Origin of the sequence: Halalkalibacter alkalisediminis, from assembly GCF_028610705.1 — a bacterium.
GTDB classification, from domain to species: Bacteria; Bacillota; Bacilli; order Bacillales; family Bacillaceae_D; genus Halalkalibacter; species Halalkalibacter alkalisediminis.
Window position 1 is genome coordinate 370,975 of the sequence record NZ_JAQQWT010000004.1, and the last position, 18,286, is coordinate 389,260.

Sequence of the window (18,286 nt, forward strand, 5' to 3'; positions counted from 1 at the left end):
CAGGTTTCACGCCTCTAATGCTTCCTCTAGGTACTTGTATTTCTCTCCGGCACAAGTTTCACGGTCCTAATGCTTCCTTTAGGGACTTGTATTTCTCTCCGGCGCGAGTTTCACGTCTCTAATGCTACCTTTAGGGACTTGTATTTCTCTCCGGCACAAGTTTCACGGTCCTAATGCCTCCTTTAGGTACTTGTATTTCTCTCCGGCGCGAGTTTCACGTCTCTAATGCTTCCTTTAGGGACTTGTATTTCTCTCCGGCGCGAGTTTCACGCCTCTAATGCTTCCTCTAGGGACTTGTATTTCTCTTCGGCTCAAGTTTCACGGTCCTAATGCTTCCTTTAGGTACTTGTATTTCTCTCCGGCTCAGGTTTCACGCCTCTAAAGCTTCCTTTAGTTACTTGTATTTCTCTTCGGCACAGGTTTCACGTCTCTAATGCTTCCTTTAGGTACTTGTATTTCTCTTCGGCTCAAGTTTCACGTCTCTAAAGCTTCCCTTAGGTACTTCTATTTCTTTCCGGCCAAAGTTTCACGTCTCTAATACTTCCTTTAGGTACTTGTATTTCTCTCCGGCTCAGGTTTCACGGTCCTAACGCTTCCAGATACTATTTATGTTTCTACTAACATGAAAACCGATTCAGTTCCTAATGAAGCCTGTGATAAAGTAAAGAAATCCCCTCAGCTTTTTACAGCTGAGGGGATTGGGGTTGCCTTGACGTTAGTCAGCTTCTATTTACCTATATGTATGAACAGAGAGTAATAGATAGGACCATGTACTTAATCCTTTAATCTAGCATCGTCATTAGGGTGCTCTTCTGCTAATTCTGTATCACTTGGTGCTACTTGATTCTCAAATTCAGTCGGATGTTTGGGTTGCTCCTGCTGGTCTCCTTCTTCGCCTGCTGCAACTTGTGAAGTGAATGTCTTAAAATGGTCTGCTTGCCCTCGCGATACAAAGCTTTCAAGCATGGCTTTTAAATCCATTCCCGTACTTTCTTTTAAGCTTTCTTGCAAGCCAATCATCGTTTTGGTGACATTGCTTGTTATTTTAGAGGCACCGCCATTTGAGTCTGCTCCACCGAGATCAATCACTCTCATCTCTTCAATTTGAGAAAGAGGCTGGGCCACTTCACGAGCATATTTAGGGAGCATGTCAATAAACATCTCAAGAATCGCAGCTTCTCCGTATTTCTCCATTGCTTTGGCCATTAGCTCTTTCGCCTCGGCTTCAGCACGGCCTCGTTCACGAATAACGTCAGCTTCTGCAAGACCTTTTTGTTTTTCAATCATGGCCTTAGTTTCCCCGTCAATACGTGCTTTTTCTGCCTCTGCTTCAGAGTTCGCTTTAATATCATACGCATTGGCATCAGCCAAAGCCTTACGACGCTTTTGTTCCTCTAGCTCGAGTTCGACCTGTCTTTGGCGCTCGATATACTGAATCTTCATTTCTTCTTCTTTTACTTGCTGAGCAAGTCTTGCTTTTTCTAGTTCATACGATTGCTCTGATTTCGCCCTTGCTCGTTCCGTTTCTTCTTTAATTTGAGCTGCTTTTATATCTTTTTCCTTTCTCGACTCCGCAATCGCACTTAATCGTTTGTTTTCCTCATCTTGCGCTTCTTGATTATTGCGTGCTTTATACATTCTTGTTTCTTTTTCAGCATCGGACTCGGCCATTTCGGCCTTTTTACGAATTTCAGCGATACGTGGCCGACCTAAATTTTCTAAATAGCCATTTTCCTCATCGGCATCTCTGAGATCATCTAAGCCAAACGACGTAATTTTAAAGCCCATATTATCTAATTCCTGCTGGGCAATATCTTGAACTTGGTGATTAAAAGATTCACGATCATTATTAATTTCCTCGACCGTCATTTTTGACAGGATCGCGCGAAGGTTCGTACCAAGAACCTTTGAAACCTCTTCTTCAATTTCATTATCTTTCTTCCCTAAAAACTGTTCAGCATAATTAGCAATCCCAATTAAAGAATCCGCAATCTTCACTGATGTTACAGCATCGGCAATAACCGGAACACCTTGAGATGTATAAACTTTGGGCGTTGTTAATTTGATTTGAAATGAATTTAAATCAACAGGGGTACAAGTTTGGAACATCTTCAAACGGATACCACCCCCTCGTATGATCTTTAAACTTCTTCCATTTTCATCAAAGAAAATACGCGTATCTTCTTCCGGATTGCCAAGCTTAGGCCCTGTTATGATCAACGCTTGGTTCGAACTAGCCGTTCTATACCGCTTCTTGAAAATAAAAAAAACAATCCCACTAACTATCAACAGAACGAAAAGTAAAATACTACTAAGAAATAACCAAATGGTACTCATCATCAAGCATCACTCCAAGTTTAAAATTTGAGCTAATCTATTGAACTGCTCTTCTACTAATATATACGATTTGTAGGAGAAATGGTTTCATATTAAGGAAAAAATTGTCGTTTTATGATTTTTTTTGAAAGCTACTCTATCTTTTAACCTACATTTGTCATGTGAAGGTTCAATCATTTCTACTTCAGCATCTCCCCATCAGTAACATGAATGATTCAAACAACGGAGAATGTTGATCACATAAGGAAAAGGCTTTTGGAAGTGTTACTCCTCAAAAGCCTAGTTCTAGTTAAATTTTTTGTTCTAATCTTCTCCAAAAGCCTTTCTTGATACCATAAGTTGCTAAGCTATAAGCGTTCCCTTCTCCTAAAAAACGTGATAAGATCGCTGAATAAAATTGGAAGATACGAAGGTGTACCCCACTTTACTTAAAAATGTCTTTATGCTGTTCTTTTATAGTATTTAGTGTGTCATTAATGGATGGGTTATTCAAATCTAGCCGATAACTACAAACTCTCTGTAACAAATCTGCTTTACCGTAGCCATAAAAAATGTCTATGATTTCTTCCGTTCCCTGATTTCTTTCTTCGACTCTATTCTCTTTAATCAAAGCCTCAATGTTTTCGAATTTTTCATAGACGACATAGTAATTCGCTTTTGTTTCATCGACAAAATACTGTTTTGACTCAATTAAATTATGAATTTTCATTCATAATCCACCTCTCTATATTAGGAGTATCATACAATAAAAAATTACCATAGAAAGTAACTTGTGTATAGATTACATAAATAAATTGATTATTTTTTAATAAATTCATATTGTTCATTTTTTTCACGGAATAACATAACTTCTCTAGGTCTTCCGACAACAGGATCATCAACCAGCTGCTGTGTATTGGATTGGCCCACTTCTTACCATTTCTTTTGGTCTCATAAATTAAAAATTCCCCTTTTAGAAAATAAAAAATTTTCTTATCACTATAACATGATAGGAGCAAATAAGAAACCATTAAAATACTACCAACTTTTAATATATTAATAAAGACCAAATCAATGTATGATTTGGTCTGCTAATTCGTATGCTATTGATCATTTTTCCCACAATACCAGAACTAAGGTGTGAGCTTCCCCTAAAAAATGGCCTAGCAAATATAAGTTACATTCCTTACCTTCACACACTTTCTCTACAACCTGAGTAATTAAGCATCCATACGAGCTAAAAAGTCCTCAAGCTCTTCCCCACGCACCGGTCTACTAAATAAATACCCCTGCATGTGATAGCAATTATTCTTTAACAAAAACTCTTTTTGGTATTCTTCCTCTACCCCTTCAGCGATAACTTCTAACCTGAGGCTTCGTGCGAGATTGATGATCGCAGATGGGATTTCGGAATTACAATAGTTTTCTTTAATGTCTTGAATAAAGGATTTATCTATTTTCAAGCAGTCGATCGGTAATGTTTTCAAGTAACTTAGTGAAGAATATCCGGTTCCAAAATCGTCAATTGAAATGGAAATTCCGTACTCTCGTAGATCTTTCAGCGCTTTTATCGTTTCTTCTGAATTAAAAAGCAAGGTGCTTTCTGTAATTTCTACTTCAAAATGGTTCGGCGCAAATTGACATTCGGCTAAAATCTCTTTCACCTGTTTGACTAAGGAAGCAGGGTCATGAAATTGTTTCGCGGAAAAGTTAACAGCCAAACTTAATGGTTCTTCTCGTTGTTCATTCCATTTATTTACTTGCGTACAAGCTTTCTTCATGGCAATTTCCCATAAAGGATGGATGAGCCCTGTCTCCTCCGCAACCGAGACAAATACCTCTGGTGATACAAATCCAAGTTCCTCATCTGTCCATCGTAACAAGGCTTCTACTCCCGTAATGACATCAGCTCGAGCATCGATTTTCGGCTGGTAGAAGACTTCAATTTCTTGATTCTTAATCGCTTTTCTCAAACGTGCTTCCATACGAAGTTTCTTATTTTTCTCTTTGTTAATTTCCTCATCATAGACAATCGCTTGATTGCCACCTTGTTTCTTCGCGGCATACATCGCTCCATCCGCGTAGATCATAAGCGTATCCATGTTCTCCGTATGGTCAGGGTATAAGCTTATGCCACAACTCACACTGAGAACCACTTCATTTCCATCCAGCAAATAAGGTTGGTTGATCGATGTTACAATGTTACGAGCGATCCCCTTTATTTCTTCTACCTCAAGTCCGCTCAATAAAATAACAAATTCATCGCCCCCCTGTCTCGCAAGAACATGATTGCCCATTGTTAGACTGCTCTTAATTCGCTCAGAAGTGAGTTGTATAATTTGATCACCTTTGGCATGTCCTAAAGTGTCATTAATGTCTTTAAATCGGTCGATATCGATAAATAATACCGAAACCGTCTCTCCAACTGTCTTGGCATGATCCATTCTCTGATGCAGTTGTTCTTGAAAATACCTTCTATTAAATAATTCTGTAAGCGGGTCATGATTCGCTTGGAATTGAATCACTTCCTGGCTCTGTTCTAAGTCTGTTACATAGTTCTGCAAAGACGTTGATAAAGCATTTACGTTTTGCGCAAGATGACCGAGTTCATCTTTACGTCTTAAATCAAGTTTCCCACCAAAATTCCCTTGAGCAATCTCATTTACCTTTTCGACAATATAACCGATAGGCCTTGTAATTGAACTCGAGAAAACAAAACTGGTTAATAACACAATTAATATAAACGGGATTGATAGCATGATGTGCTGCCATGATTCTTTCTCAAGCTCTTTCTGGATTAAGCTATAATCATACGTTACACCGATCACATAGGGATCCGACGTGTCTGTATGAATAGGAACGAATGTTTTTGTCACCATTTTCCCATCGATCTCTTCCAAATAATTCTGTGATTCTCCTGTTTGCACAGCGGTTTCAACCAACTGTGCATCTAACGGTTGGTTCCCATATTCATAGGTTCCATACCAGATCGGTTGATCGACGATCCGAATAAAGCTGTTTCCATTTTGATGCATCATTTCAGTCTCTTGACCAAAGCTTTTCGGATTAAACACGGTCAGTTCAAGGACGCCCTCGAGTTTGTCTGTAAAACGTTCCATGATATTAGCTGGTCCAAAAAGCTTCTCATACTCCAAGACCTGGTTGTCACGAAAATAGGGATTTATGATATAGTTCGTAGATCCATCATAGTAATAACCCCATTTATCAGTATGGTCAGGATTACTAGCAGCCACCTCAACCGGACCTGCCCAGTAGTTAGGTAGAGCTAGCCCCTCTTTCACTGTAACAGGAGACAAACTGAAAAGCTGCTTGAATGCATCGTACCAAAATAACCATTCATTTGTTGACATATTAATCTCATGTGGGTCAGAGGATTTCACCCCGATGATGTCGTCCTCTGTTTCAGCCAATAATGTAATATGAGAAATCATAAGCTCGTCAGCCAACTGGCTTAATTGTTCATTTGTCACATCTTCATGTTTGGGAGGCAAAGCGTTTTGTATCGCGATGGAAGCCGTTCTTAACTCTCGCGCTATAATATCTTCTACATAGAGAGCTCCATTTTTTGAGTTTTCCACCTGATAAGAGACTTCCTGGGTAATTAATTCGATTTCTTTTTCATTAAATTCGATTAGTTTCTCTTTAGACCGCATGTAGTGTAACGTACTATTAGCAATTAAAATACATAAGACCAATGAGGTGAAAATCAAAGGTAGTTTCTTTTTTATCGACACCGTGATACCTCCTTATACATGACAAGCTAGATTTATAGAATTTCCTCTTTCTTTGAATGTATCATGAAACAGAATATATGAGATGAAATAGAAATTGGCCTTATTGATCACATACGTTTCTAAGAGCAATAATAGTATATCACAATACTTTTAAACCTTATTAACATGGTCTTTGTTTATGAATAAAAAAACCTCTACAATGGCCAGGTACAAACGTTTCCTTCACTTGGCCATTGTAGAGAATCACTCTCGGACAAAATCAAAATACGATTAGGTAGTTTAGAACGTTTCCTCAAACCCCCGAAAGACTTTCACGATTTATTAATTTATGTTTTGTTAGAAACGATTGAAAGAGAGACAGGAATTGTTGAGGTTGGTGAATATGTGCTACATGTCCAGCCTGTTTAATCTCTTTATATTCGACATATGGGTTATATTTCTTCAAATGAGTAAGTGTGCTTTTATACAATTCATCGTATTCTCCCATTACCCATAGGATAGGGATTTGCATTTGAGATAATGCCGCCTTTGTATCAAACTCAAGTTGTAAACGTATCGAATAATCCAAAACATGAGGGTGTACGAGAAGAGCATACGTGAAAAAAATGGATTCCGAGTCTTCAGCAATGAATGCAGTGTTCGGACTTAGCATGCTCGCATATCGTTTTAACCACATGTCATACTCACATTTACGCTTTTCTTTCAATACTTTCCTAAGGTTCGTATTAAATTGTGAAGGAACCTTACAACAATATCCCCCTACATACGTCATACTTATTACCATATGAGGATATTTTTTAGCAAAGGCCATTGCTACGATACATCCGAAACTAAGTGTACATAGATGAGCTTGTTCTATTCCAGCCTTCTTATATTTATTATAAAGCTGCTCAACCAATAGATCTAAGGAAAGAAAACCTTCTACTCCTAAATCTTCAGGATCGTAAAAGTCGTACGCTATACAATCATAGTCAGCTTTCAACTTTTCTATTTCCTTTTTAAACGCATTCTTATTTCCTACAATTCCATGCAAAAAAATAATCGTTTCTTTTACCATAAGATCCCTCTTATTCGTTATTGAATAACAGCTTTCATCTACTATATAATGCGCTACTCTCTATCATAAATAACTTATTTAATTATTGCCTATTTTCAGACTATCATTCTACTACTAGTCACCTATTATTATATGACTTGTGATCGAAACAAGTAAAAAGAAATTTTTGGAACATCGTTAGGTCAATAGATACAAGAATAAAAGAATTTTGAGGAAAAGAGGATGGACATAGTTACTATGTATATTATCATGCAATGATGAAAAGAAACAGCAATAATCGACAAATTTTGCAGGAGCATCTTAGGCTTTAAAAGTAGTGCCTGGCACCGATATCAAAACTATTGAAGATGTAGTGTCATTGCAGCGGTTGAAGCAGAAGAAATTACTTTTTCTGACTTTATGAGGAGACAAGTAACTGTAGATATCGAAACAACTAAAGTTACAGGAAATTGGATGTATGTCTAAATATAAAAAGGGACACATATCGGAACCCATAACTATACATACTTTTTCAGGAGAAGATTCCTGGCCCCGGTACATTAAAGCTTTAACGTACAGGGGGGAGGGATCAGAACTAGAACGAGAACTAGAACTAGGATAATTTTATCAAAGAAGACTAACAATAGCCCCTATAACTACAATTGCTCCTATTATCATTAAGATGGTGCGAATCATTTAATGGTCCCCCTTTCTGCCATTTCGCGACCTTGTTCTTATCACTTATCTAGTTAATACCCCTCTTTTTCCACCTTAAACCTGTACTTAAATCGATCATTAATAAACTAGTAAATAAGAATGCCCTTGGATGTTGTACACGCTTTTTTCTTCCATGTTTGGTTTTTACTTCTCCCATTTCCAAAGAAAACGCCATGGACTTTATTTATAAATAAGAGAAAAGAAAGACAAGCAAAAGATTCCTTTTGGAGGTTTCTTTCTGATGATTAATCAGGGAAGATGGATTACTCTTTTCGTCTGAACTTGCGATAGGTGAGATATCCTGCAAGGGTCAATCCGATGATACTGTATAGAAGCCACTGAGCATTTTGAAGCCTCTTTGCTATTTCTTCTAAGTTACCGAGAGACCCCAGAAAAAACATCATAAAAGATGAAGGAAAAAAACCTAAAAATGTAAAAAAGCCAAAAGAAACTGGTCGAATCTTACTGAATCCAGCGATGTAAGAAATATACCCCATTCCCATTAGTCTTCCTACAGCAATCATCCACACTCCGTACTTTTTCGGGTAGATATTGCTTTAATGGTCTATCCAGAAATCAACCTAGAAAAATGCATTCATTATTCTTTAACTGAGGAAAAGATCGTCCTAGTCAGTAGTACTGACGGTCCCGATCATTTTGATGAATATAAAAACAATAGCACTAATCATTTTTTTATAACCAATGAGGAAGGCTGTAGTTATCGGACAATGTTTGAAAGATATCTATTAAAGCATGACATTCACAACTTTCAAACAATGGAGTTATGGAGTATAGAAGCAATAAAACAGACTGTAATGAGTGGACTAAGGTTTTCTGTTTTTGCCTTATATTACAGTGAAAGAAGAAGTAGATTGTGGCAAGATGAAAATTCTAGGTCATACTGAAAAGTTTGATCCAATTTATTCCCATATGCTAATAAAAAAGAAAAAATGGTTGTCACCAGCAGTAGAGTCTTTTTGTGATCTTTTTTTAAAATCGATTAGTGAAACTGATTAAGAGTGTCTTAATTGACTATCCTACTTCTTTACTTCAATAGAAAAAAGGCAATCCCTTCTTGTTAAAGGATTGCCCCCCCTTAGTGCACTAACATTAATCTATTACTTTTTTAGATTCGTCTTCATTAATGAGGAAATCTGTTGCTCATTTGTATGTGAAATTTGTTCTAGTTGATTAATAACTAGCTCTTGTCGCTGTAATGAATGGTTTTGACTTAACTTAGCTTTTCCTTCAATCTTATTGATTTTTATTTTGAAACCTTGAACTCCTTTGTTCATACCAGTGAGAAACTCAGCGTCTATGTCCTGCAATCTGTATGAACTGTCAGGATTTTCATATTTTAACACCATTTCTTGTAAGGAACCCATTAATTCATTTTCGTCCTCTAAAAACTCGACTTCTCCATAAACATGAACTGTCACGTAATTCCATGTTGGTACTGCTTTCTTGGTCTCATACCAAGAAGGGGAGATATAACAATGAGGACCATGGAAAACAGCTAAAACGGTTTGATTTTTGATATCTTTCCACTGCGGATTAGGACGAGCAAAGTGTCCATATAAATATGTATTCTCCTTGTTCAAAATGAGCGGTAAATGAGTTGCAAATGGTATTCCATTGTGCCCAGAAAAAAGAGTCGCAAAACTATGTTCTTTCATAATGTCGTAATTCATTGCTTCATCTGTGATTTTAAAATGTGAAGGAATATACATAATAATCCACCTCTCAAAAAAAGTTATGTGAGTGTTTTAGTCATGATAAAGTCCGTTTGTTCTTCGTCACCCATATAAAAAGAGTGAGCTGCAGTTTGGACAAACCCCATTTTCTTATAAAAAGCAATGGCATTTTCATTTTTTTCCCATACGCCTAGCCAGATTTTCTTTTTATTACGTTCCATTGCCATTTCCATTGCTTTATTTAGCAGATATTTACCAAGCCCATGTTTTTGAAAGTTGCTCTTTATATAAATCCTCTCGATTTCAAGTGCTTCCTCACCCATTTCTTCAGACTGAGCATCATTCGTATTGACCTTTAAATATCCAGCAACTTCATTATCAACATAAACAAAAAAGAATTCCGATGAGATTTTAGACAATTCCTTTTCCAACTGTTTTAAGTTAAATGCTCTTTCTATATAGGCTTTCATATTTTCAGGTGAATTTTGATCTTTAAAGGTATCGTTGAATGTTTCGATGCTTATTTCTTGGAGTATTTGTAAATCTTCAAGGTTGCCCTTTTTTACTTTTACAGTCATGTTAATATCTCGCTCCTTTATATCATCAATAATTTCTCTTGTTACCCTTTTTTACAAGTTCCCAGTCTTTTTCTATATTTTTCCTTACTCGTTGAAGAAGGTTGAAAAGGCTTTCTGTTTCTCTTTCGGAAAATCCCGCTAATGCGACACTATTCGAATGATCATTTTCTCTTTTGATAAAAGGATAAACCGTTTTCCCTTTCTCTGTTGGAAAGAGTTTTTTAATTTTCTTGTTATGTTTATCTTCTTTCTTTACAATAAAGCCATTAATTTCAAGTTTTTTTATCGCACGAGCTGCTGTTGTTCGATCTACTTTAATCATCTCTGCTACCTTTTCTTGAATGATTCCTGGGTTTTCGCATATTCGCACAAGGTACAAATACTGCCCTTTTGTAAGGTCATACTCTTTAAATTCTATATTACTTATAGAATCTAAGGCTCTTGCTATCATTCCAATTTCACGAAGAATTTCCTTCATAATTAACTCCTTAGTACATATTTTTTGTTGCATATACAATAAAAATTACATACATTGACTTTACCCTAACTTTGTTGTGTTTGCAACAAAAAATATTGAGAGAGGGGTGCCTGGCACCTTATCACTCACTGTTATATTTTTCTGAATTTTAACATACGGAGAAAATAATCAGTTAGATATATCCTTTAAACCCCTGTTATAGAAAAACCATTATTTGACCATATATCCATTGTTACTCCCCCATTATTAAATATGTTCCATAAAAAATAGAACGAATAGTCATGTTGCACTTAACTGCCAGCTAGTAAAAGAGCGACTGACTTATTGAGTAATCGCTCCCGTTAGCTGAAGAATGAGATTTTAAATTTCTAAAACCATACGTTTTGTTTTAAGGATATGTCCAAAAAAGTCATCATCGTATTCTTCTAACAAACTAAAGCCTTTTGCCTGATAAAAAGCCTCACCAGTTTCATTTCCATTTTCTACTTCTACATAAATTTTTGATACACTTTGAAGTTCTTTAATGCCTGCAACTAGAAGTTCACTTCCAATTCCTTTCCCTTGTTCTTTGGGATAAATATAAATAGCACCTAATATAGCTTCTGATTCTCTTGAAAAAAAGTTTGCAAAACCTATCACCGTATTGTTAGCTGTTGCAACTAAAAGCAGTGAATGATGAACTCTCCGTTTCATGCTTTCATCTGAATAAGCACTCTCGATAAACTTATCTTGAATTTCTCTTGGTATGAGCCCCTCATAAGTATGATTCCATGTTTCTTTCGCTATTTTTTGTACATCGGAAATGTCTTCTAAAGTTGCCTTTCTAATTACTGTTTCATTTAACATAACTTTCCCTCCCATTTCTTATAAAAAACAAAAAATCCCGTCTCTATAAAAGAGACGAGATTATTATTTACCCGCGATACCACTCAGTTTGACCTAAATACGGTCCACTCATTTTTGTTAACGAGGTGTCCCCGATGCACTCTATTATCAGATTCAAGTGCATTTCTCAGAAGTGCGGTTCATTAAGTTGATTTCACAGGCTTACACCATCCCTGATTCGCTAAATAAATCAACATAACTACTCTCTTTATCATCGATTTTTTTTGTTTTTCAATATTTTAGTCTAATTTTAATAACATTTCAATTACTTTCCATATAATCAAGAAAATTCTTCTCCCACTAAAGGGTACTGTATATAAGGGCAGGTTGCTTCAATAAGAAAAGAGGCAATCCCTGCTTGTTAAAGGATTGTCCCCGTTTAATTCAATAACTATAAACTCTCAGGTAAATGATGTTTATACATTTCCAATGCATCAGTATGTTCCTCTAACACAGATACCGTCTTGGGATGTGGATTTACATAGATAACTGGATAGTCTTTTTCACCAAATTCTTCATTAGTGGGAAAAGCTAACTTTTCCTCATCTATTGAAAATCGGGCATCAATTCCCGTTTTGTTTCCACGAGCATCTAACCTTACCCATTTCTTAAGTGAATTAAAGAAAACAGCATTCAAAGCGTGAATACAATATCCTTTTTCTGGCGTATCAAACAACATCAATCGTTGATAACAGAAACCTGTTGGTATTCCTTGTGACCGTAACAAAGATGCTAATAGGTGGGATTTTGCATAGCAAATTCCCTCTTTATAGGCTAATACGTCTGATGCTTTGCAAGTAACTCGTTTCCCTTGAATATCCCAAGAATGAGAAATTTCATCACGAACAAATTCAAAAGCTACCTTAGCTTTTTCAATTTCTGTTTGGGAGGAGTTAAAAAGTTCCTCTATTTTCGCTCTAATTGTAGGATTAGAATAATTAACTTCATTTAATTCATGTAAATAATCCTCTAGTTTATCAGACTCATAAATCATCTCCATTAACTCCACTCCCTTTCACCTTAATGTATAAATATTTATACAAAGGTATTATTATATAACGAATAAGATGTATTAATAGATGAACTGTTCAACGATTCTCCCTCGTTTAGCACAAAAAGAGCTGCCGCAACGACAACTCCAGCTATTCCGTTCAAGCATCCGTTACTTTAAGGACAATTTTTCACAATCTAAGAAACAACTAATTTACCAAGTGTGACCGTTTTAACAATTTTACTTTATCCTAGCATATATGCAGGTATCTCTAAGTCCTTTTCCATCAGCTGAAATGGAATCATTTTAAAAAATACCTTCTAAATTGAATCCTAGCCTTTCAGGAATTTTACGACTTTTTTCATTTTTTGAATCGCATCGTATTTCTATTCTACGGGCTTTCAACTCAGAAAATGCAAAATTAGAGATTTCTTGTACAGCTTCGGTTATGTATCCTTTCCCACTGTATCGAGTGTCAATCCAATACCCTATCTCAAACTTTGGAACATCCCAATTAATACGATGTAACCCAGAGGAAGCAATAAACTCACCTGTATCCTTAAGAAAAATATGCAGTCTTAAATCCTCACGATTGATAAATTTCACATAAGAATTTCTAATATTAATTTCAGTTTCTTGTTCAGATTGTAGATTCTGTGCAAAGGGCATCCAAGGTTTAAGTTCGTTAATTGACGCTTGGATTGCATCAAATACTACTTTTCCATCTCCAGGTTTTGGCATTCGTATTAGCAATCTCTCAGAATAAAACTCAGTAGGAAATTCAATCATCAATGGGTTCATTTCTTCTATTCACCAACTCTATATTGTTTTTATAACCAAATCCAGCTCTTAACTAAAAACTAATTTAATACTTATACAAAAAAAGGAAATCCTTCTTCAATATAACTGCCTCGTTTGTTCAACAAGCTACCTCTTAATCTAGGTAATATTGTTTGTAGCTCTACTAAATGGTTAATTACCATATCAGCCTGAGAAAGTTCACCTTCTTGTGCAAAGTCAAAGTTACAGCCTATTGAAACCAAACCATTCTCTTTGGCTGCATTTATATCTGATAGTCGATCTCCAACTACCGCTCCATTAGTGATACCAAATTTTTTTATAATACTCTGAACTAAGTCCGATTTATTCAAAGATTCAATTTGTTGGATACTAAATGTTTCCGTAACCCAATTATCCAAATCATAATAACTGACAATCGCTTTTAAATATTCCGTTAAACCATTGCTTGCTATGTATATGGAACAATTATTCTCTTTCAAATAACTAAAGACTTCTTTTACGTTAGGATATAAAGCACCTTTCCCATTTCTTATATTTTCAATTAGTCTTTCAAGGAAATAAGCATCGGTTTGTTCTCTTACCTCATTGGAATGGTTAGGTAGCAAAGTCTCCCATACTTTTGGTAAAGGTACACCCATAATTTCACGATACTTATCAATAGGAGTAACAAAATCCCATTTATCTACTGACCGTAAATAGTTAAAAGTATCTTCAAGAGATATTTCTAAGATTTTATCTGTTTGAAAAAGTGTTCCATCATATCAAAAATTAATGATTGAGACATTATTTTTCTCTCCCTTTAAAAAATAACTGTTTCTTTTCAAATTAAGCAAAAATGTGAATATAAGTTAACTAATACCTCTTAAAATATTCCCACCCGTTAGCGGTAACGGAAGTTTTCTTTTTAACTGAATATAATAATATTTATTTAGTTCCATTAACAATGAGGTCTGCTCTTTCAAAAGGTTTTTGATCTTCTACATAAATGTCTTCTGAAACCATCCAATTATTCTCCCACATATCACGAGCTTTTTCCCCGTCTCTTTCAAGACCTCGTGAAAGCCTTGTTTCTCGTGGACATTCAACCCATATTGTAAAATCGTATTTATTTGCTAATTCTTTGCGAATGGAATAAACACCTTCTATTATGACAATTCCTCCGATTGGAACCGTATGCCATTCTGCTAAATCATCCGTTTCCCAATCATATCGCTGATAACGCCCCTCTTTGTTTTGACTAATAGGTTCAAGAACTTGATTTAATACACGTTTCCAATCAAAATCTGCACCTATGGTTTTTTTCTCTGGATGTGTTTTTATTAGATGTGAGGAGGGGAAATAAAAATCATCCATATGTACCACAGTTACATTAGAACATTCATCCTTCAATTTATTTGCGAATGTACTTTCCCTGCCCCCCCACAACCATCTATTCCAATTAACAAGGTTGATTGTTTTTTGGGAATTGAATTAATTGAACTAACCAATTGTTCAAAATTATTTAATTTACCATTTTTAGTTTTGAAACTCACTATATCACCACTTATAAGTTTGTTAAATATTAGTTCTTCAAACATTTCATCAAAGCCTGCTTATTGAACTAAACCCTTTAGCTTAAGTACAATTCTTCACAATCTCAAACAATAATAACATATATATCCAGTATTATTGGAAAGTCTTACTCCATTAAATGGCCCTTTAACGGAACAATTTATTGTCACTCAACAGTTCTTTAATCGACCTTTCAATTAGAGATTTTTTTCCTTTTCATTATAAAAACACCCCTTTAGATAATCTAAAGGGGTAAAACGGTGCAACTTTTTTATAAACGCTATAACTTTATTTTAAACGGTACGACTTTATTTCAATTGCACATAGAAAGGTTAAACTCACTATTAATTTATGTATTTTTTATCGTTTTTTCATCTACAATTAAATTCTCAAATACTCTCTCATTAGTTGATAAAGAATTTACTTCTGTAATTGAAAAAGAGTTTGCTTCAATAAAAAAGCAATCTTTATTATTGATTTGAAAGTAGAAATTTGTTGAGGAACTTATAGATTCTATATCACCTGTTATTTTTTGAATTTTTCAATTAATTTAATAATTGTTTCAGGAGATGATTCTTGAAGTGTGATATGTGTCTCAGCAGCATTGCTTGAATAGTTCCCTGCCCTGTTAACAGATTTATTTCCAACTGACAATAAGGGATTACTAATTTGATATGCCCTTCTTTCTATCAGAAATAACCTATGCTTAAATTAAAAAGATTTATAATAAAAAACGGTAGAATGTAGTTCTCCATTTGCGGATTTAGCATAATAAGGGATTTTACCAGCATGAATATAACCAATTGAAGAATAAAGAAGATTAGAAGGGTCTCCTTCTCTTGTATCGAGAACTAATAATGACCTGCCCTCCTGCTTGGCTCGTTCTTCAACTTTCTTCATAAGTGAACGACCAATACCATTACGTCGATAGTTAGGGTGTGTCATTAGCTTTGCAATTTCAGCTCTATGACCACCATTCTGCTTAGTACATAGCTGTAATTGTACGCTTCCAACTATCTGATTGTTTATTTTAGCGACAAATAAAAGCACTTCTGGATTTAAGACATTCATCCAATATTTATTAGCATCCGAAAATTGCAGTGGTGGTAAAAAGCCAATTGATGCGTCATCTTCTACTACCTGTACCAGAAGTTCTGAAAGTTCATCAACGTGTTCTTCAATAATTTCCACTTGTTCAATTTTTACATTATTAACCAACATAATCACCTCAATAAAATATATTATCTTCCTCAATTTAATAGAAATCTATGTATTTGATTAGTGAACTAATTCGACAACATACCTAAAAATACCTGTTCTTATTAAACAATCCTGCCCGTTAGCAATAAGCCAAAGGAAACTGCCGTTACCGACAGCTTCCCCTCCTTTGTTCAATCACCCGTTAACACAACAAGAATATAGTTTTAATCAACCTTCTTAACAAACAACACCCTATCTTGATTTACTCCATCATAATTAGAAAAAACAGAAACTCCATCAACTTCTTTATCACCAGTTTCAATAGTAAATCCCATTTTTGTATGATAAGCAATCGAAACCTTATTAACTGGTGAAGTAACAGCACGAACAATATTTCTATTATTCCTTTTTACAACATTGAAAAACTCATTATAAAGTTGCTTTCCGATTTGGTTTTTACGGTATTCAGGATTAACACCAACAAAATGTATGTATGCAACATCTGAATCAGATTGAGACAAAAAACCAATTAAAAAACCAACAACTTCTCCGTCTTTTTCAGCGATAAAGCTTGTATGATTAAAATGAACAAAAAATAATTTAGGCAACATCTCTGACATTTGCCTCCCGCCCCACCAGTCGTTAATCAAAGGTGAGATAATGTTGTAGTCTGAACTTTTCACATTGCGTATTTGCACTAAAACATCCTTTCTATGTGTAAGCAATTTACCATTAGAAACTCAACACTGTTCTTCAACTTTACTGTCATTTACTTAAAGAAAAAACATTACCGTTGTTATGGTAACGCCTTCGTTAGTTTAACAAGACTTGATTATCTATCGACTAATGTTTTCAATAATTAAAGGTAATTCCGCCAAATCATCTACTATATAATCTGCTTCAACATTGTTCCATTAAAAATGCTTTTTCCATATCCCTTTCATCCCTACGCTTTGAGCAGCTTTTACATCATTGTCTGGATGGTCACCAACAAATAAACTTACATTAGGTGGAACATTTAGTTGCTCCAAAGCTCGCTTAAATATTAGAGGATTAGGTTTTTTTATACTTTCCCATTCAGATACCAAAATCACATCTATAAGCCTCCGTTACTTTAAGTGTATTATTTCACAAGTTAAGAACTTTTTATTTTACCGCTTTCCAAATAGTCCATCTATCTTTTTCAATTATATTAGTATCTATTGATAACGACTTATCAATATGATTTATTAGTAATTTCAATTCTTTGTCGTCTAATTCGTGTAAGATACTTCTTCCAGTTCTATCACTTAAATCGTTTAATAATTGTTTTTTGTTATCATAAACGGCTCTTGTTTCCCATAACTTAACTTCTTCGATATGCTTAAATCCTGCTTCTTGCAGTGTTTCCACTACAAATTGTTTCTTATGTCTGCGGTTGGTCTCCTTTTCAACTAACCGAGGAAAAAGTTCGAAGAAATACCCTCTAATGTGACTTTTATCTCCTTCTAGAAAACAATCTTCAGGAGTTCGGTCTTGTACAATATAAAACCCATCTTCTTTCAACAATCTAAATGCCTCTAAAAAGCAAGGACGTAAATCATCGATATGGTGAATCAATGCTCTTTCAAGTATTAAATCATAACTATCACTATTTAAATGGGTCTCAAAAGCATTCCCATGCTCAAAAGAAATATTTTTATAATCTTCACAGTTTTGTCTTGCACCTTCCAGTATAGCTTTAGAAAAATCAATACCAGTTACAGATTCTATCCCCATATCTGATAAAGCCTTTGAATAAATTCCTCCACCACAACCAATATCTACAGACTTAAAAATTTTTTCAATAGGTACAATGTTTTTTATTGCTTCAACCCATGAGTTGTCAGCCTTTCGAGTTGTATAAGTAATACGATTTTTCTCACTATGAAAATCAATTCCCACTTACATCCCTCATCTCCTAATGTTAATCACTGCACAGTAAAATTTTACCATACTTTTTTATGAAATTACCCCTTCTTGTGCTAAACTGCACCGTTTCAATTTTATCTATTTTTGGACACATTATAAAATCTGAGTAATTTTTGTCGAGATAGGAAAAATATCTGGTATATAAAGTTTCTTCAAGCAACTCATCTTCGAAAGCTCCAACACTCTTATTTTTCCATCCAACTTGTACTATCTGCGTCATTCCTTTAAGTACATTTTTTCACAATCTCTATTTTATTTATAAATGCTAATTTAATAATGTACAAAGATGATTACATAAGAATGTACAGTTTGATGATGTACATGCATACTTAGT

At 35.0% G+C, this 18,286-nt stretch carries 14 protein-coding genes, 5 pseudogenes and 1 other annotated feature; of the genes and pseudogenes, 1 reads left to right on the top strand and 18 read right to left on the bottom strand.

The window, feature by feature from the left end; all coding sequences use genetic code 11:
* Window positions 1–774: 774 nt before the first annotated feature.
* From PQ474_RS08915 to PQ474_RS08935, 5 genes are all read right to left on the bottom strand, one after another.
* Window positions 775–2,337: a flotillin family protein gene (locus PQ474_RS08915; protein ID WP_273842155.1), complete on the bottom strand. Its 1,563-nt coding sequence runs from the start codon at window positions 2,335–2,337 to the stop codon at window positions 775–777.
* Window positions 2,338–2,761: 424 nt separating this feature from the next.
* Window positions 2,762–3,046, bottom strand: a complete 285-nt coding sequence (locus PQ474_RS08920; RefSeq protein WP_273842091.1) for a hypothetical protein — start codon at window positions 3,044–3,046, stop codon at window positions 2,762–2,764.
* 490 nt (window positions 3,047–3,536) lie between these two features.
* Window positions 3,537–6,071 (bottom strand): EAL domain-containing protein, encoded by a 2,535-nt coding sequence (locus PQ474_RS08925; protein WP_273842093.1) that lies wholly within the window; start codon window positions 6,069–6,071, stop codon window positions 3,537–3,539.
* A gap of 292 nt (window positions 6,072–6,363) precedes the next feature.
* On the bottom strand, window positions 6,364–7,128 hold the full coding sequence (locus PQ474_RS08930; protein ID WP_273842096.1) for an alpha/beta fold hydrolase: 765 nt from the start codon (window positions 7,126–7,128) through the stop codon (window positions 6,364–6,366).
* Window positions 7,129–8,087: 959 nt separating this feature from the next.
* Window positions 8,088–8,348 carry a hypothetical protein gene (locus PQ474_RS08935; RefSeq protein WP_273842097.1) on the bottom strand — a complete coding sequence of 87 codons (261 nt, stop codon included), beginning with the start codon at window positions 8,346–8,348 and terminating at the stop codon, window positions 8,088–8,090.
* 18 nt (window positions 8,349–8,366) lie between these two features.
* Here PQ474_RS08935 and PQ474_RS08940 point away from each other — a divergent pair.
* Window positions 8,367–8,841, top strand: a pseudogene (locus PQ474_RS08940) (LysR substrate-binding domain-containing protein); the annotation flags it as partial.
* A 101-nt stretch (window positions 8,842–8,942) separates the two neighbouring features.
* On the opposite strand, the gene PQ474_RS08945 reads toward PQ474_RS08940, so the two are convergent.
* From PQ474_RS08945 to PQ474_RS09000, 13 genes and pseudogenes are all read right to left on the bottom strand, one after another.
* Window positions 8,943–9,554 (bottom strand): FMN-binding negative transcriptional regulator, encoded by a 612-nt coding sequence (locus PQ474_RS08945; protein ID WP_273842100.1) that lies wholly within the window; start codon window positions 9,552–9,554, stop codon window positions 8,943–8,945.
* A gap of 23 nt (window positions 9,555–9,577) precedes the next feature.
* Entirely contained in the window at window positions 9,578–10,096 is a 519-nt protein-coding gene (gene paiA, locus PQ474_RS08950) for a spermidine/spermine N(1)-acetyltransferase (RefSeq protein WP_273842102.1), read from the bottom strand.
* A gap of 25 nt (window positions 10,097–10,121) precedes the next feature.
* Complete coding sequence (locus tag PQ474_RS08955; RefSeq protein WP_273842104.1) at window positions 10,122–10,574, bottom strand: MarR family winged helix-turn-helix transcriptional regulator; 453 nt, start codon at window positions 10,572–10,574, stop codon at window positions 10,122–10,124.
* A 360-nt stretch (window positions 10,575–10,934) separates the two neighbouring features.
* On the bottom strand, window positions 10,935–11,420 hold the full coding sequence (locus tag PQ474_RS08960; RefSeq protein WP_273842109.1) for a GNAT family N-acetyltransferase: 486 nt from the start codon (window positions 11,418–11,420) through the stop codon (window positions 10,935–10,937).
* 47 nt (window positions 11,421–11,467) lie between these two features.
* Window positions 11,468–11,683, bottom strand: a binding site (T-box leader).
* Window positions 11,684–11,850: 167 nt separating this feature from the next.
* The gene (locus tag PQ474_RS08965) at window positions 11,851–12,459 is read right to left on the bottom strand and encodes a transglutaminase-like domain-containing protein (RefSeq protein ID WP_273842111.1); all 609 of its coding nucleotides are present in this window, start codon (window positions 12,457–12,459) and stop codon (window positions 11,851–11,853) included.
* 300 nt (window positions 12,460–12,759) lie between these two features.
* Window positions 12,760–13,251 (bottom strand): annotated as a pseudogene (locus PQ474_RS08970) (GNAT family N-acetyltransferase); the annotation flags it as partial.
* Between the two features lie 71 nt (window positions 13,252–13,322).
* Window positions 13,323–14,035 (bottom strand): annotated as a pseudogene (locus tag PQ474_RS08975) (HAD family hydrolase).
* A 140-nt stretch (window positions 14,036–14,175) separates the two neighbouring features.
* A pseudogene (locus tag PQ474_RS08980) lies at window positions 14,176–14,783 on the bottom strand (uridine kinase family protein).
* A 368-nt stretch (window positions 14,784–15,151) separates the two neighbouring features.
* Window positions 15,152–15,340, bottom strand: a complete 189-nt coding sequence (locus PQ474_RS26585) for a YxiG family protein (RefSeq protein ID WP_420537703.1) — start codon at window positions 15,338–15,340, stop codon at window positions 15,152–15,154.
* 173 nt (window positions 15,341–15,513) lie between these two features.
* Window positions 15,514–16,023 (bottom strand): GNAT family N-acetyltransferase, encoded by a 510-nt coding sequence (locus PQ474_RS08985; protein ID WP_390186263.1) that lies wholly within the window; start codon window positions 16,021–16,023, stop codon window positions 15,514–15,516.
* Window positions 16,024–16,226: 203 nt separating this feature from the next.
* On the bottom strand, window positions 16,227–16,700 hold the full coding sequence (locus tag PQ474_RS08990; protein WP_273842118.1) for a GNAT family N-acetyltransferase: 474 nt from the start codon (window positions 16,698–16,700) through the stop codon (window positions 16,227–16,229).
* Between the two features lie 138 nt (window positions 16,701–16,838).
* Window positions 16,839–17,099: pseudogene (locus PQ474_RS08995) on the bottom strand (HAD family hydrolase); the annotation flags it as partial.
* A 49-nt stretch (window positions 17,100–17,148) separates the two neighbouring features.
* Entirely contained in the window at window positions 17,149–17,925 is a 777-nt protein-coding gene (locus PQ474_RS09000) for a class I SAM-dependent methyltransferase (protein ID WP_273842120.1), read from the bottom strand.
* Window positions 17,926–18,286: the final 361 nt, after the last annotated feature.